This is a genomic window from Streptomyces sp. NPDC030840, assembly GCF_055572015.1.
In genome coordinates, this window is sequence record NZ_JBVIEE010000006.1 from 180,274 (window position 1) to 196,315 (window position 16,042).

At 72.0% G+C, this 16,042-nt stretch carries 11 protein-coding genes; 5 read left to right on the top strand and 6 right to left on the bottom strand.

From position 1 onward, the window contains the following. Positions 1–90: 90 nt before the first annotated feature. The 3 genes from ccrA to ACZ49J_RS16030 form a co-directional block, all read right to left on the bottom strand. Positions 91–1,428 (bottom strand): crotonyl-CoA carboxylase/reductase, encoded by a 1,338-nt coding sequence (gene ccrA, locus ACZ49J_RS16020; protein WP_467453064.1) that lies wholly within the window; start codon positions 1,426–1,428, stop codon positions 91–93. Positions 1,429–1,983: 555 nt separating this feature from the next. Next, positions 1,984–2,811 carry a TetR family transcriptional regulator gene (locus ACZ49J_RS16025; RefSeq protein ID WP_467453063.1) on the bottom strand — a complete coding sequence of 276 codons (828 nt, stop codon included), beginning with the start codon at positions 2,809–2,811 and terminating at the stop codon, positions 1,984–1,986. Between the two features lie 160 nt (positions 2,812–2,971). Next, the gene (locus ACZ49J_RS16030) at positions 2,972–4,777 is read right to left on the bottom strand and encodes a 3-hydroxyacyl-CoA dehydrogenase family protein (RefSeq protein WP_467453062.1); all 1,806 of its coding nucleotides are present in this window, start codon (positions 4,775–4,777) and stop codon (positions 2,972–2,974) included. Between the two features lie 407 nt (positions 4,778–5,184). Here ACZ49J_RS16030 and ACZ49J_RS16035 point away from each other — a divergent pair, with 407 nt between their 5' ends. Further along, entirely contained in the window at positions 5,185–5,757 is a 573-nt protein-coding gene (locus tag ACZ49J_RS16035; RefSeq protein ID WP_467453061.1) for an adenylosuccinate lyase, read from the top strand. Between the two features lie 7 nt (positions 5,758–5,764). On the opposite strand, the gene ACZ49J_RS16040 is transcribed toward ACZ49J_RS16035, so the two are convergent. From ACZ49J_RS16040 to ACZ49J_RS16050, 3 genes are all read right to left on the bottom strand, one after another. Continuing rightward, a complete protein-coding gene (locus tag ACZ49J_RS16040; RefSeq protein WP_467453060.1) occupies positions 5,765–6,331 on the bottom strand; it encodes a GNAT family N-acetyltransferase in 567 nt (188 codons plus the stop codon). A 56-nt stretch (positions 6,332–6,387) separates the two neighbouring features. Beyond that, on the bottom strand, positions 6,388–8,007 hold the full coding sequence (locus ACZ49J_RS16045) for an alpha/beta hydrolase (protein ID WP_467453059.1): 1,620 nt from the start codon (positions 8,005–8,007) through the stop codon (positions 6,388–6,390). 177 nt (positions 8,008–8,184) lie between these two features. Beyond that, the gene (locus tag ACZ49J_RS16050; RefSeq protein ID WP_467453057.1) at positions 8,185–9,231 is read right to left on the bottom strand and encodes an Rv2578c family radical SAM protein; all 1,047 of its coding nucleotides are present in this window, start codon (positions 9,229–9,231) and stop codon (positions 8,185–8,187) included. A 220-nt stretch (positions 9,232–9,451) separates the two neighbouring features. On the opposite strand from ACZ49J_RS16050, the gene ACZ49J_RS16055 reads away from it, so the two are divergent. The 4 genes from ACZ49J_RS16055 to ACZ49J_RS16070 all read left to right on the top strand — a co-directional run bounded on the left by ACZ49J_RS16055 (position 9,452) and on the right by ACZ49J_RS16070 (position 15,974). Further along, the gene (locus tag ACZ49J_RS16055) at positions 9,452–9,895 is read left to right on the top strand and encodes an SRPBCC family protein (RefSeq protein WP_467453056.1); all 444 of its coding nucleotides are present in this window, start codon (positions 9,452–9,454) and stop codon (positions 9,893–9,895) included. Positions 9,896–10,138: 243 nt separating this feature from the next. Continuing rightward, positions 10,139–12,454 carry an MFS transporter gene (locus ACZ49J_RS16060; protein ID WP_467453055.1) on the top strand — a complete coding sequence of 772 codons (2,316 nt, stop codon included), beginning with the start codon at positions 10,139–10,141 and terminating at the stop codon, positions 12,452–12,454. Positions 12,455–12,636: 182 nt separating this feature from the next. Next, on the top strand, positions 12,637–15,132 hold the full coding sequence (locus ACZ49J_RS16065) for a SpoIIE family protein phosphatase (protein ID WP_467453054.1): 2,496 nt from the start codon (positions 12,637–12,639) through the stop codon (positions 15,130–15,132). 116 nt (positions 15,133–15,248) lie between these two features. Beyond that, positions 15,249–15,974, top strand: a complete 726-nt coding sequence (locus ACZ49J_RS16070) for a class I SAM-dependent methyltransferase (RefSeq protein ID WP_467453053.1) — start codon at positions 15,249–15,251, stop codon at positions 15,972–15,974. Positions 15,975–16,042: the final 68 nt, after the last annotated feature.

Here is a 16,042-nt window from a genome sequence, read left to right on the forward strand (position 1 = left end):
GCGGTCGCGGCGCTCCCTTGTCTTCGTCTCTTTCGACACGGGCGCGCCCTCAGCCACAGGCGCGGTCTGACGCTCGCTCATGAGTGGACCTCAGACGTTCCGGAAGCGGTTGATGGCGTCGAGGTGCTTGGCCCGCTTCTCCTGGTCGCGCACGCCCAGGCCCTCCTCGGGGGCGAGGCACAGCACGCCGACCTTGCCCTGGTGGAGGTTGCGGTGCACGTCGTACGCCGCCTGGCCGGTCTCCTGCAGCGGGTACACCTTCGACAGCGTCGGGTGGATCTTGCCCTTCGCGATGAGCCGGTTGGCCTCCCAGGCCTCGCGGTAGTTGGCGAAGTGCGAGCCGATGATCCGCTTCAGGGACATCCACAGGTAGCGGTTGTCGTACTCGTGCATGTAACCCGACGTCGAGGCGCAGGTGGTGATGGTGCCGCCCTTGCGGGTGACGTAGACGCTCGCGCCGAAGGTCTCGCGGCCGGGGTGCTCGAAGACGATGTCGATGTCCTCGCCGCCGGTGAGTTCGCGGATGCGCTTGCCGAAGCGCTTCCACTCCTTCGGGTCCTGGGTGCGCTCGTCCTTCCAGAACTTGTAGTCCTCGGCGGTGCGGTCGATGATCGCCTCGGCGCCCATGGAGCGGCAGATCTCCGCCTTCTGGGGCGAGGACACGACACAGACGGGGTTGGCGCCGCCGGCGAGCGCGAACTGGGTCGCGTAACTGCCGAGGCCGCCGCTCGCGCCCCAGATGAGCACGTTGTCGCCCTGCTTCATCCCGGCGCCGTTGCGGGAGACCAGCTGCCGGTACGCGGTCGAGTTGACCAGGCCCGGAGCGGCGGCCTCCTCCCAGCTGAGGTGGTCCGGCTTGGGCATCAGCTGGTTGGACTTGACGAGGGCGATCTCCGCCAGTCCGCCGAAATTGGTCTCGAAGCCCCAGATCCGCTGCTCGGGGTCGAGCATCGTGTCGTTGTGGCCGTCGCTGGACTCCAGCTCGACCGACAGGCAGTGCGCCACGACCTCGTCGCCGGGCCTCCAGGCGTTGACGCCGGGGCCGGTGCGCAGGACGACGCCCGCGAGGTCGGAGCCGATGATGTGGTACGGCAGGTCGTGGCGCTTGGTGAGCTCGCTGAGCTTGCCGTAGCGCTCCAGGAAGCCGAAGGTCGGCAGCGGCTCGAAGATCGAGGTCCAGACCGAGTTGTAGTTGACCGATGAGGCCATCACGGCCACCAGGGCCTCACCCGGACCCAGCTCCGGCAGCGGCACGTCGTCCAGGTGGATCGACTTGCGCGGGTCCTTGTCGCGGGTGGTGAGCCCGGCGAACATCTCCGTCTCGTCCTTGTGCACGGTGATCGCGCGGTACGACTCGGGGAGCGGCAGAGCGGCGAAGTCGGCGGACTTGGTGTCCGGGGACTGGATCGCGTCCAGGATTTCCTTCACGGTGTTGCCTCCGGCGACGAGCGTCCTGAGGGAAGACGCTTCTGAGGGTTACGTCGGGTGCTGATGACTGCTGCTGAGGTGTGCCGTCGGTTCGGCGGAGGGGTGGTGCTGCGGCAGCGCTTGGGTGTGGCGCGGAGGGTGCCTGTGACGCAGGCGTCCGGGCGCGCTCGCCAGGTGGCTCGCGGGGACAGCCGACGTACGAAGGATCTCTGCACGCCGGCCGCCCGGACAACTTCAAGGTATGGCACGGCGTGTCATGCGGCAAGGCACTGGGTGCCAGAAATTGCTCTCAGATGAAATCTTTACGTAACAAATGAGCGATGATCGATCAAAGCTACCGCTGGGTAGGTTGGAAATCCGGGCCATAGGGGAACGAAACATGCCGAACGGCCCGCAGGGACATCCGGCCGCTGGGGCGGCCGGCCCTTGGGCCGTTCGGGTGACGTATGGATGGGGGCGCGCCCCGAAGGGGCGCGGGGCCGCGTCGATATGCGGCTCCGCCGCGTGGGCGCGAGCAACCACCGACAACCAGCAGCCCGCGTAGAACCCGCCCCCCTACGGCGTGCCCCGCTCCCTCAACGCGTGCTCGATCGTCTTCATGACCTCGTCCAGCGGCGCATCCGTCCTCGCCACCGTCACCAGCACCTCGCCCTGCGACGAGACGGACGCCGGCGCTGGAGAGCCGTGAGGGGCGGGCTCGTACCGACCGGCGCCGATCCCCGTGCCGAACGTCCGGCGGACGATCGCGAAGGCGTGGTCCAGCTGTGCCTCCACGTCCCCCTGCCCCCCGGCCCGCAGCCAGCGGCGCAGCACGTGGTTGTGCGCGGTGACGACCGCCGACGCGGCGACCTCGGCCAGCAGCGGGTCGTCGTTGGCGTCGTCGTCGTGGGCGTGCTCGTCGAAGTGACCCAGCAGGTACCGGGTGAAGAGCCGCTCGTAGCGGGCGACCGACGCGATCTCCGCCTCACGCAGGGTGGGGACCTCCCGCGTGAGCTTGTAGCGCTGCACGGAGATCTCCGGCCGCGCCGCGTACATCCTCATGACTTCCTTGATGCCGCGGCACACGGTGTCGAGCGGGTGTTCGTGGGCGGGCGCCGCGTTCAGCACGGCCTCCGCCCGGACGAGGGTGTCGTCGTGGTCGGGAAAGATCGCCTCTTCCTTGGAGCGGAAGTGGCGGAAGAAGGTGCGGCGGGCGACTCCGGCGGCCGCCGCGATCTCGTCGACGGTGGTCGCCTCGTACCCCTTCGTCGCGAACAGTTCCATCGCCGCGGCCGCCAGTTCCCGGCGCATCTTGAGCCGTTGGGCGGCGGCGCGACCGCCCACGGCGCTTTCCGGGGTGTCGGGCGTAGCTGGTGTGCGTGAGGACCTGGCGGGCTGGGACATGACCCGAACGTACTGCATGTGCGCTGCATGTCGCGCGGATCTTTGGAACCCCTCGTCCCTGGTGGGCGGGGGAGTGCCGGGCCGTGGGGCCGGGGCGGAGCCGCCCGGATCCAGCAGTCCGCCCCAGTCGGCGCCCCCGCGTGACCGGTCGCCGGGCCGCTCAGCGCTTGGCATATTCGCGGAAGCCGCGGCCCGTCTTGCGGCCGAGGCAGCCCGCGGCCACCAGGTGCTCCAGGAGCGGCGCCGGGGCCAGGCCCGGGTCGCGGAACTCGCGGTGCAGGACCCGCTCGATGGCCAGCGAGACGTCGAGGCCGACCACGTCGAGCAGTTCGAACGGGCCCATCGGGTAGCCGCCGCCCAGCTTCATGGCCGCGTCGATCTCGTCCAGCGACGCGTAGTGCTCCTGAACCATCTTCACCGCGTTGTTCAGGTACGGGAACAGCAGCGCGTTCACGATGAACCCGGCGCGGTCGCCGCAGTCCACCGGGTGCTTGCGGACGGCGGCGCACAACTCGCGGACCGTGGCGTGGACGTCGTCCGCGGTCAGGACCGTGCGGACCACCTCGACCAGCTTCATCGCCGGGGCCGGGTTGAAGAAGTGCATGCCGATCACGTCTTGGGGCCGCGAGGTGGCGCGGGCGCAGGCCACGACAGGCAGCGAGGAGGTCGTGGTCGCGAGGATCGCGCCCGGCTTGCAGACCTTGTCGAAGGTCGCGAACAACTGCCGCTTGACCTCCAGGTCCTCCGCCACGGCCTCCAGCGCGAGGTCGACGTCCGCGAACGCGTCGTACGAGCCGGCCGGGGTGATGCGGTCCAGCGTCTCGGCCGCCGCCTCGACCGTCATCCGGCCCTTGTCGACAGAGCGCGAAAGCGACTTGCCGATACGGGCCTTGGCGGCCTGCGCCTTCTCCTCGCTGCGCGCGGCGAGCACGACCTGGTACCCGGCCTTCGCGAACACCTCGGCGATGCCGGACGCCATGGTCCCGGAGCCCGCGACACCGACGGAGCGGACGGTACGGCCGGCGACCGTGGACGCGTCGGACAGCGGCGTCAGCGCGTCCCGCACGACGGTGGCGCTGCCGGGCGCCTCGTAGGTGTAGAAGCCGCGCCCCGACTTGCGGCCGGTCAGGCCCGCCTCGCTGAGCTGCCTGAGGATGGGCGCGGGCGCGTGCAGCCGGTCGTGGGAGGCGGCGTACATGGCCTCCAGGACCGTGCGTGCCGTGTCGATGCCGATCAGGTCGAGCAGAGCCAGCGGGCCCATCGGCAGCCCGCAGCCCAGCCGCATCGCCGCGTCGATGTCCTCGCGGGATGCGTACTTGGCCTCGTACATGGCGGCGGCCTGGTTGAGGTAGCCGAACAGCAGCCCGTCGGCGACGAACCCGGGCCGGTCGCCGACCGCCACCGGTTCCTTGCCCAGTTCGATGGCCAGGTCCGTGACCGCGGCGACGGCCTGGGGCGCGGTGAGGACGGAGGAGACGACCTCGACGAGCTTCATCGCGGGCGCCGGGTTGAAGAAGTGCAGTCCGAGCACCCGCTCGGGCCGGGCCGAGTCGGCCGCCAGGCGCGTCACCGAGAGCGCGTTGGTGCCGGTCGCGAGCACGGTCTCCGGGCGGACGACGGAGTCCAGCTCGCGGAAGACCTGCTGCTTGGTCTCGTACGACTCCGGGGTCACCTCGATGACCAGGTCGGCGTCGGCCGCGGCCCGGAGGTCGGTGAACGTGCGGAAGCGCGCCAGGGTGTCGCCGCGCTCCCGCTCGGTGATCCGGCCGCGCTCCACGGCACGGGCGGTCGAGGACTCCAGGGCGGCGACGGCCTTCGCGGCCTGCGCCTCGCTGACGTCGATCCCGACGACCTCGCGGCCGGCCCGGGCCAGGACCTCGGCGATACCGGTGCCCATGGTGCCCAGACCGACGACGGCAATGGTCTTGAACGGGGACAAAGGGGTGTCGGACAGGGGAGTGGCCATCGCGGACTCCAGGAATGAGGGTGACGACTGGGAACGCGCCCGGCGGCGCCGAAGGCGTACCGGGTGCGAGAAGGAGTGAGGGTTGCGGGTGTTGCCGGGCTTCGAGCGCACACGCCCGGTGCCGCCGCCGAGGGCGCGCACACGCCCGGCGAACGGTGATGACCGACCGGCCCTGTCCCGGAGCCGGGTCGCACTGGGTACCCGAGGTACCGAACCGACTGCTCCCCACTGCCTCGAAGGCGTGGGAGGTGCCCCCACACGGCGGCTGCGTCACCAGGCCGCCACGAGGGAAGTACGCGAACGGGTAGTTCGCTCGTCTGAGCTTAACCCGCGGGTAACGAGCGCGCCAGCCCCCGTGTTTGTGATGTGCGTCCCGGGCGGCCCGGCGCGTCCGTAAGCTCGATGTCATGGACGAAGAGTCGCGATCCCTCACGGAGCGCTTACGGCAGGAGTCCAAGGCATCGGCCGCGTTCGAACGGCTCGCCGCGACCCGGGACCTCGATGAGCTGGCCGGTGTGCTCAGCGCTCCCGGACGGCCGCTGTGGGCGCGGGAGCTGGCCGCTTTCCGGCTCGGTCTCGCCGGGGACCGGCGAGCCTTCGAATCGCTTGTCCTGCTGCTCAACCACCGCGATCCGCAGCGCTGCGCCTCCGCCGCCCACGCCCTGGCCCGGCTCGGCGATCCGCGCACGGCCCGCGCGGCCGCCGCGCTCGCCACCAACGAACTCCGCGTCGCCTACGCCCTGCACCCCATACGGCTCCTGGTGGCGCTGCGCGCTCCCGAGGCCGTACCCGCCCTGATCACCACCCTGGCGCGGCGGCTGCGGCCGCACGACCCGTACCGCCGGGTCGCGCTCGCCTGTGTGGAGGGGCTGGGCGCCCTGGGCGACGAACGCGGCCGGGCCGTGCTCAACGAAGCGCTCGCCCACCCGCCTCTCGCGGCGGCGGCGGCCGGAGCCCTGAAGCGACTGCCCCCGCAATGAGCCGGCGTCAGGCGGTGACCGCGTTCCAAAGCGCGCGAACGTAACGCACCTCCGGGACCATCACCCCGTCCACCTCGAAGGGTTCCTCGGTGCCGTCCGGGGCGAAGGCATGGCCCTCGTAGAAGCGGCGTGCGCGGGTGTTCTCCTTCAGCACCCACAGCAGCATCCGCTCGTGCCCGGCGGTGGCGCACCGCCGGGCCGACTCCTGGAGCAGGGCGCCGCCCACGCCCGTCGAGAAATGACCCGGCCGCACGTAGAGGGCGTACAACTCGGCGTCACGGGTGCGGACTTCGCCTTCTCGGTACGGCCCGTGGCAGACCCAGCCGACGAGCTCGCCGCGACGTTCGGCGACCAGGTTCACGACTTCCCCGTCGCCCTTCGCCTGCTTCTCCAGGTGACCGCGCCGCCGTTCGGTGTCCGCGTCCACGTCGAGCCGGTCGAGGTACGGCTGAGGGATCATCCCCACGTAGGCGGTCCGCCAGCCGCCGATCCGGATCTCGGACACCGGACGGCAGTCGGCCAGGCTCATCTCACGTATGCGGAGTCCGTCGAGTGGGTCGAGTGGGTCGGCCATGGCGGCACCCTAGGCGGGTGCGGACGTCTCGCGCGCGTCAATTGCCGGGACGGGGCTCAGCCGCGGAAGCCGAGGAGCCCGTGCAGCGTCGCACCCCGTGAGGACGCGGGTGCCTGTTTCGCGGCCGGTGGTTCGGGGTCGGGTGTGCGCTCGCACACCGCGTCGGCCTCGCCGCCGCCACGCGGCACCGTGCCGTCGGTCAGGTACGCCGTCAGGTGCTTGTCGAGGCAGGCGTTCCCGCTGAGCGTGATGCCGTGGTTGCCGCCGCCCTCCTCCACCACCAGGCTGGAGTTCCTCAGCAGTCGGTGGACCGTGACACCGCCCTCGTACGGGGTGGCCGCGTCGCCCGTCGCCTGGAAGAGCAGCACTGGTGGCACCGCCTCGTTGGAGACGTCCACGGGCTCGGGAGTACTCGCCGGCCAGAAAACGCACGGCGCGTTGTACCAGGCGTTGTTCCAGGTCATGAACGGCGCCTTCGCGTACACACCCCAGTTGTCGCCGCGCCACTGCTTCCAGTCGCGAGGCCAGGCCGCGTCACGGCACTGCACCGCCGTGTAGACGCTGTAGCCGTTGTCGCCCGCCGCGTCGACGGCGCCGAAGCGCTCGTAGGCCTTGACCAGCGGGGCGGCGTTCTTGTCGTTCACGTAGGCCGCGAACGCCTGGGCGAGGGAGGGCCAGTAGCCGTTGTAGTAGCCGCCGGGGACGAAGGTGTCCTCCAGCTCGGCCGCACCGACCCTCCCGTCCGCGGGCTTCCTGGCGAGGGCCGCGCGCATGGCGTACCACCTGGCCTCGACCTTCGCCGGATCGGTGCCCAGCCTGTACCTCGCGTCGTGTTTCGCCACCCACGCGGTGAACGCGAGGTGGCGGTCGTTGAACGCGTAGTCCTGCCGGATGTTGTCGTCGTACCAGACGCCCGTGGGGTCGACGACCGAGTCCAGCACGGCCCGCCGCACGCGGCCGGGGAAGAGCTTCGCGTAGACGGCGCCCAGATAGGTGCCGTACGAGTACCCGAAGTAGTTGATCCTCCTGGCGCCGAGCGCCCGCCGGATCGCGTCCATGTCCTTGACCGCGCTGACCGTGTCGATGTACGGCAGCACGTCGGCGTACTTGGTGACGCACGCCTTGGCGAAGGCGGCGGCGCGTCGGAGGTTGGCCTTCTCCACGGTCCGGGAGGCCGGCAGGGAGTCGGGCCGTAACGGCGCGAAGTGCTTCGGCACGCAGTCCAGCGCGGGCTTGCTGGCGCCCACACCGCGCGGGTCGAAGCCGATGACGTCGTACTGCGCCGCCAGCTGCTTGGGCAGTGAGGACGCGACGAACCCGGCCAGCGTCAGCCCGCTGCCGCCGGGGCCGCCGGGGTTCACCAGCAGGGGCCCCTGGTACTTCTTCGCCGTGTGGGGGATCCGCGAGAGGGCGAGCGTGATCCGCCTGCCGTGCGGGTTTCCGTGGTCGAGCGGCACCTCCAGGGACGCGCACTGGAGCGCCGGGTACTCGCTCGTCCCGCACTTCTTCCAAGTGGGCTTCGCCATCGGGTCGTTGGGTGTGTCGGACGGGTCGGGCGGGTCCGGCGCGGTGCGCGGTGCGGAGGCGGGGCCGGCGCTCGCGTCGGCCTGCACACCCGTGACCATCCCGGCCACCACCGCGGCGGTACCGCACAGTGCGACTGCGCGTTTCCTCATCGTCGGGCTCCCAGGGCGGAGGAGTCGAGCCGTGCACACCACGGCCCTCGTCGCACTCGTCCCGGCGAGGACGTCCGCAAGAACGCGTTCTGCTCTGACGTGACCCGAACGGGCCGGGAGAAGCACCCGGACGCCCCTGCCGTGCCCGCCCGCCGTCCCGGCGCCCGTGCGCCGAGGTCAGAGCAGGGTCAGCTGGGTCGCCGTGGGCTCCGGTGTCCGGAGTTCCGGCGCCTCGGGCCCGGGCACCGGGATCCGGCGGGGCAGGCCCGCGCGCGTGGGGCCCATGCCGTACTCCTGGGCCAGGTCGTGGACCTGACCGGTGATCCGGCGCTGGTACCACTTCGGGGCGTACGCGCCCTCCGCGTACAGCCGCTCGTAACGCCGCACGAGATGCGGGTGGTAGCGCTCCAGCCAGGCCATGAACCACTCCCGGGCGCCCGGCCGCAGATGCAGCACCAGTGGTGTCACGGAGGTGGCCCCCGAGGCCGCGATCGCCCGTACGGTCGCGCGGAGCCGGTCCGGGCTGTCGCTCAGGAACGGGATCACCGGGGCCATCAGGACACCGCAGCCGATGCCGTGGTCGGTGAGGGTGCGCACCACGTCCAGACGGCGCTCCGGGGCGGGCGTGCCCGGCTCGACGGTGCTCCACAGCTCCTGGTCGGTGAAGCCGACGGAGACGGAGATGCCGACCTCGGTGACCTCGGAGGCCTGCCTCAGCAGGTCCAGGTCGCGCAGGATCAGCGTGCCCTTGGTGAGGATCGAGAAGGGGTTCGCGTGGTCGCGCAGGGCGGAGAGGATGCCGGGCATCAGCCGGTAGCGGCCCTCGGCGCGCTGGTAGCAGTCGACGTTGGTGCCCATCGCTATGTGCTCGCCGTGCCAGCGGGGTGAGGCGAGGTGGCGGCGCAGCAGCTCGGGGGCGTTGACCTTCACGACGATCTGCGAGTCGAAGTCGACGCCGGTGTCGAGGTCCAGGTAGCTGTGGGTCTTGCGGGCGAAACAGTAGACGCACGCGTGCGTGCAGCCCCGGTACGGGTTGACGGTCCACTCGAAGGGCATGCGGGAGGCCCCCGGCACCCGGTTCACGATCGACTTCGCCCGGATCTCGTGGAAGGTCACGCCGGCGAACTCCGGGGTGTCGAAGGTGCGGGTGGTCACCGCGTCCGCGCCGAACAGCGCGGCGTCGCGGGCCTGGGGGGAGTTCTCGGCCAGCTGGTCCCAGCGCATGGGCGCCTCCTCGGTAGCACTGACCACAGAATAGAACACACGTTCCCTTGATCGTGCGAACCTGTTTTCGAATGTCGTGTGAAGGTCTCTGTCGGTCCTGCTCGTGGCGGTGTCCACGGGTGTCGTCCGAGGCCCTCGGCGGACCCCGATTTGGGCGGCTCGGCCGCCTGATGGTTGGCTTTCCCCGACCCGAGCAACAGCGAGTGCTGGAGGAAGTGCAATGGCGCAGGTCGAGGCCACCACGGAGCGAGTCGTCGCGGCGGACGCGGAGACGGTGTTCGACACCATCGCCGACTACAGCGGCACCCGCGGGAAGCTGCTGTCCGAGCACTTCAGCGAGTACGAGGTGCGTGAGGGCGGCGACGGCGAGGGCACCCTCGTCCACTGGAAGCTCCAGGCCACCAGCAAGCGCGTCCGCGACTGCCTGCTGGAGGTCACCGAGCCCACCGACGGCGAGCTCGTCGAGAAGGACCGCAACTCCTCCATGGTCACGACCTGGCGGGTCACGCCGGCGGGTGAGGGGAAGTCGCGCGTCGTCGTCACCACGGTGTGGAACGGCGCGGGTGGGATCGGCGGGTTCTTCGAGAAGACGTTCGCGCCGAAGGGGCTGGCGCGGATCTACGACGTGGTTCTGGCGAAGCTGGCGGCCGAGGTCGAGAAGTAGGCGGTTCCCTGCGGAGGTTGGGTTCCTCTCGTCCGCCGGGTCCTGTGCGTTGGCGGCTGCGGGCCGTCTGTGGCTGTCGCGCCCAGGCGGCGGAGCCGCACCACGGACACAGCCCCGCGGCCCTCTCACCGGTTCGAGTGGACCTCCCCCGGCCCCCGGCCGTTCGCCGTAACTCGTCGTACCTGTTCCTGGTTGTCGCGTAACGCGGGAATCGCGCGGCAGGTGCGACGAGGGGAGCGGCACGTGGGCGGGATCATTCTGACGAGGGCCGAGAAGGCCGAACCGGCCGCCACGCCTTCGCAGTCGACGTCCCGGCCGCGGACCCCGTCCCCCCGGCTCTCCCGGGTTCGGCGGTGGCTGGTGTCCTTCGGGCTCCTGCTCGCGCTGACGCTCGCCGCGGTGGAGCAGATGGTGGTGGCCACCGCGCTCCCGGCGATCGCCGGCGAGCTGCACGGCCCGGAGCGGATGTCCTGGGTGGTCACCGCGTTCCTGCTCGCCGCCACCGTCACGCTGCCGATCCACGGCAGGTGCGCGGAACTGCACGGGCGCAAGGGTGTCCTGCAGTGCGCGGTCGCCGTCTTCGTCGTCGGCTCGGCGCTCGCCGGCCGGTCGCGCACGATGGAGCAGCTCATCGCCTTCCGGGCACTCCAGGGCGTCGGCGCCGGCGGTCTCCTGATCGGCGTACAGGCGATCATGGCGGACCTCGCGCCGGCCCGTGGGCGCGGCCGCTTCGTGGGGCTCGCCGGTGCCGTCTTCGGATTCGCCTCCGCCGCCGGTCCGCTGGTGGGCGGCTACGTCACGGACCACTTCTCCTGGCGGTGGTGCTTCTACGGCAACGTGCCTCTCGGGCTCGTGGCCCTGGTGCTCGTCACCCTGGCCCCGAAGCCGCCGAAGCACGGGGTGAGGGCCCGCTTCGACGTCCTCGGGGCGCTGCTGCTCGCCATCGGGTCCACCTGCCTGGTGCTGCTGGCGAGTCGGGGCGGCGGCGGGTACGCCTGGGAATCGCGTGCCGTCCTGGGCCTGGCCGGGGGAGCCGTCGGCGCGACCGTCCTCTTCCTGGTCGTCGAGCGTCACGTCCCCCAACCCCTTGTTCCGCTACGGCTGTTCAGGGACCCCGTCTTCCATGTCACCGGCTTCGTCGGCCTGGTGACCGGGATCGCCCTGTTCACGGCCGGCTCCTGCCTGCCGGTCTTCCTGCAGCTGGCCGACGGCGCCTCGGCCACCGAGGCCGGGCTGCTCATGCTGCCGATGACGGGCGGCATCGTCGTCGCGTCGGTCGTCGTCGGCCAACTCGTCGGGCATACCGGGCACTACCGGGCGTACCCGATCCTCGGCGCTGCCCTCGCCGCCGCAGGCATGGGGCTCCTCGCCGGCCTGGAGACCGACACGCCCCAGCTGCACTTCGCCGTCTGGACGGCCGTCCTCGGCGCCGGCATCGGCATGGTGATGCCGGTCCTGGCCCACGCGATGGAGAAGTCCGTGCGCCCCGCCGACCTCCAGGCCGCCACCAGCGCGAACAGCTTTCTCCGGCAGATCGGCGGCAGCGTCGGCGTGGCCGTCTGCGGCGCGCTCGTCGCGGCCCGGGTCACCGAGGTCCACACCCGGCCCGCGGCGCTGCGCGACGAACACGCCGAGGCGTACGCCGACACCCTGCCGAAGGTGTTCCTGTACCTCGTGCCCCTGCTCGTCGTCGGCGTGCTCGTCGCCTGCTTCCTCAAGAGGAGGCCGGCGGTCTCCGACGACGCTCCGGCCGAGCCCGCGGCTGCTGTCCGCGTACCGCACGCCCGGTCCCCGCGGAGCCCCGGCGTCCCCGTACGGGGCATCGTCCGGACCTACGAGGGAACCGTCGTGCCACGTGCCGCGCTCACCCTCATCGACGCGACCGGCCGGCAGATCGGGCGCGGGACCAGCGGTGAGGACGGGCGGTACGCGCTGCCCACGCCCGGGGCCGGGGCGTACATGCTCATCGCGGCGGCGGGCGGTCACCAGCCGCAGGCGGTGACGGTGATGCTGGGCGAGGGGCCCCTGGAGATCGACGTGGTGCTCGGCGGCACGGGCCGGCTCGCCGGGCGTGTGGTCACCGCTGACGGGCGGCCCCTGCGGGACGCGACCGTCACCCTCACCGACGTCCACGGACAGGTCGTCGCCACCACCCGCAGCGGGAGCGAGGGAGGCTACCTCGTCACCGAGGTGCCGGCCGGTGAGTACACCCTGGCCGCCGGCGCGCACACCTTCCGCCCGGCCGCCCTCCGCGTCACCGTCCGGGCCTCCCGCGAGACCCGCAAGGACATCGAGCTCGCGGGCGGCGCGGTCCTGTGCGGCACGGTCCGCGCCGGCGGCGGGCGCCCCGTCGAGGACGCCCGCGTCACCCTCCTCGACACCACCGGCACCGTCGTCGGAACCCTCACCACCGGTGCCGACGGCGAGTTCCGGTTCGGCGACCTCGCCCCCGGCGAGTACACGGCCGTCGCCTCGGGCCACCCACCCGTGGCCACCGTCCTCCGGATCGCGGGTGGCGGCAGCACGGAACGGGACCTGCGACTGGGGCACGCGGACTGACGCGCGGTCGCCGCAGGAGTCGCCACCGCAGTCGCGTACCGCAGTCGTGCGCCGGGGTGCGCGCGCCGGAGGCGACCCCGGGCGTCAATTTCGCGCATTGCCACACATCGCGACCGGACGTGGCCGTACGGTAGTGGCGGCGGCACAGATCTTGCGGAGCCGTGGGGAGAGAGGGCCTGGCCATGGACCGTGGCGGAGAGAGCGGCACACCGCCCAGCCGCGGGGCTGGAGAGGAGGCGCCGGCGGGGCAGGCCACCGTCGGCCGTATCCCGCTCGCCGTGATCGTGGTCGACCGCGAGGGACTCGTCTCGCACTGGAGCACCGGCGCGCGTCGGCTGTTCGGCGCCGTGAAGGAGCAGGCGGTGGGCCGCCCCGCCGTGGACCTGCTGCCCGTGTCCGGCGTACTGCCCGAGCCGGACGAGGCCGCCCCGTCGCACGACGAGGCCGACCCGTACGGGGCGTACGCCGCGTACGACGGACTCGGCCCCGACCTGGAGTCGTCCCTGGACGGGCGGCTCTCCTACCCGGCGGCCGGGCGGGCCCGCCTGACGGTCGTGGAGCGGGACCGGGGCCGCGTCGACGTGCTGTGGTGGGCGTACCCGCTGGTCGGACCGGGGCGGGAGCGGCTGCTCGTGCTCGCCGCCGACGCGGACGGTGCCCGGCTCGACGACGAGGACGGTGAGGCCGCCGTCGAGCGGATCGCCCCCGGCTTCGCCCTGCACACCGACTTCCCCGGCGCCGAGGAGCTCGCCCGCAGGCTCCCCGAGATCCTGCCCAGCATGAGCGTCGGCGAGAGCGCCCGCATCGTCGCCCAGGTCCTGGAACTCGGCTACCCCGTCCTGGAGTTCAGCCAGAACGACCGGGTGCCGGTCACCCCCGACTGGGGCGTCCCGCGCCGCGCCGAGCGCAGGGCGCGCCGGGAGCGGGCCGCCCGGGCCGTCGCGGAGGGCCTGCCCGTGCCGGACGACCTCCGGGACGACGGCGAGGACCTCGAGTACGCCGCGGTGCGCGAGCGCCTGGAGTTCCTCAACGAGGTCAGCTCACGCATCGGCACCTCACTCGACCTGTCCCGGACCATCATCGAGGTCAGCAAGGCGGTCGTACCGCGGTTCACCGACGTCGCGGGCACCTATCTGCGCGAACAGGTCGTCGCCGGTGAGGGCTTCCCCGACGGCGTACCCGACACGACCACCATGTGGCACCGCGTGGCCGTGGAGCACACCGACGAGCCGGGGCGCTGGGACGACGTCGTCCCGGTCGGCGAGGCCATGCCGTTCCCCGCGCACACGCCGTTCTTCCAGTGCATGACCACCGGCGAACCCGTCCTCGTGCCGCGCATCAGCGAGGAGATGGGGCACGCGATCGCCGCGCAGTTCGAGAAGCGCGACATCCGGCCGCTGATCACGGGCCGCTCCATGCTGGTCGTGCCGCTGAAGGCGCGCAACGTGGTGCTCGGCTTCATGATCCTGCTGCGCCACCCCGAGCGGCCCGTCTTCAACGACATGGACCGCGTCACCGGCGCCGAACTCGCCGCCCGCGCGGGCCTCGTCCTCGACAACGCGCGCATGTACACGTACCAGGAGAACGTCGCCGAGACGCTCCAGGACAGCATGCTGCCGCAGATAGCGGCCCGCATGCCGGGCTGCGACATCGCCACCCGCTATCTGCCGGGTACGTTGCTGGGACGCGTCGGCGGTGACTGGTTCGACTCCGTGAAGCTGCCCGGGGCCCGCACCGCCCTCGTCGTCGGCGACGTCATGGGGCACGGCCTCAACTCGGCCGCGATGATGGGCCAGTTGCGCACGGCCGTCCAGACCATGGCCGGACTCGACCTGCCGCCCGCCCAGCTTCTGCGCAACCTCGACGACCTCGCCCAGCGCCTCGGCGAGCACTACCTCGCGACCTGCCTGTACGCCGTCTACGACCCGATCGCGAGCGAACTGCACCTCGCCAACGCGGGCCACATCCCACCCGTGCTGGTCCGCGCCGAGGACGGCTCCAGCGAACTGCTCGACCTGCCCACGGGCGCGCCCGTCGGCGTCGGCGGGGTGCCCTTCGAGGCCGTACGGGTGCGGGTGGAGCCCGGCGACCGGCTCGTGATGTGCACCGACGGCCTGGTCGAGGTGCGCGGCGAGGACATCGGCGTCGGTCTGGCCACGCTCTGCGAGTCCGCCGCCCACCCGGCCGCGTCCATGGACGACGCCTGCGACACCATCATCCGCGCCCTCAACACCCGCGGCGGCCGCAAGGACGACGTGGCCCTGCTGATGGCCAGGCTCAACGGCATCGAACCCGAGGACGTCGCCGAGTGGCGGCTCGCCCGGGACCGGGCCGAGGTCGCCAGGGCCCGTGCCGCCGTCCGTGAACAACTCCATGTGTGGGGCCTGGCTTCGCTCGTGGACACCGCCGAGACGCTGGTCAGCGAGCTGGTCACCAACGCCGTACGGCACGGATGCGGCCACCGTGTCGGGCTGCGTCTGGTCCGGGGCGACACCCTGCTGTGCGAGGTCGAGGACGACGAGCCCGTTCTGCCGACGCTGCTCAGCGCCGGCCCCACCGAGGAGAGCGGCCGGGGGATGCGCGTGGTCAGCACCCTGGCCCGCGAGTGGGGGACCAGCCGGACCAGCACCGGCAAAACGGTGTGGTTCGAGCTGACGCTGCCGCGCCGCTCCCGCTGAACGTCCCACACCGCGCCCCAACCAGGCGAGCCCGCTTGTGAGTTCACCCTCGGCGCGATACACCCGACCTGGCCCGCCACCACCGGTGGGCCGCGGTCGCACCCAGGGGAGTGGGCATGAGCGTGACGAGTCGGTACCGGGAAGCCTGGGAGGGCTTCTGGAGCGAGGCGCCCGGGGAACAGGGGGCCGTCTTCTGGGACGCGGAGCCCGCGCTGACCGCGGGTGTCCACCTCGTTCTCTTCGAGCCGTACCTGCGGGACCCCGGCCTGCCCCTGGTGGACCTGGGCTGCGGCAACGGCACCCAGACGCGGTTCCTGGCCGACCGCTTCCGGCACGTCGTGGGAACCGACCTGTCGGCCGCCGCGCTCGACCACGCCCGGCACGCCGATCCGGCGGGACAGGCCCGGTACCGGCAACTCGACGCGGTGGAGAAGGCGGAGGTGCAGGCGCTGCACGCGGAACTCGGCGACGCCAACGTCTACATGCGGGGTGTCCTGCACCAGTGCGAGCCCGACGACCGCCAGCCGCTCGTCGACGGCCTCGCGACCCTGGTGGGCGAGCGCGGCCGGGTCCTCCTCGTCGAACTCGCCGAAGCCGCCCGCCCGCTGTTGCTGGGCCTGGCCCAGGGCGCCGACGGGCCGCCTCCCAAGCTCGCCCCCGTCTTCCGGCACGGCATCGCCCCCGGCGCGGTCGCCGACGACGCGGTTCCCGCATACCTCCGGGCGGCCGGGCTCACCGTCCTCGCCGAGGGCGAGGTGCCCCTCGTCACCACCGAGTACGCACCCGACGGCACCCGGGTGGAACTGCCCTCGAAGTGGCTGGTGGCGGGGCGAACGGCGTAACCGGAGGCGAGGACGCGGCACGGCTGCCCGGTGCCCGATCCGTCGGCGCGTACGGGAAGTGGGCGCCC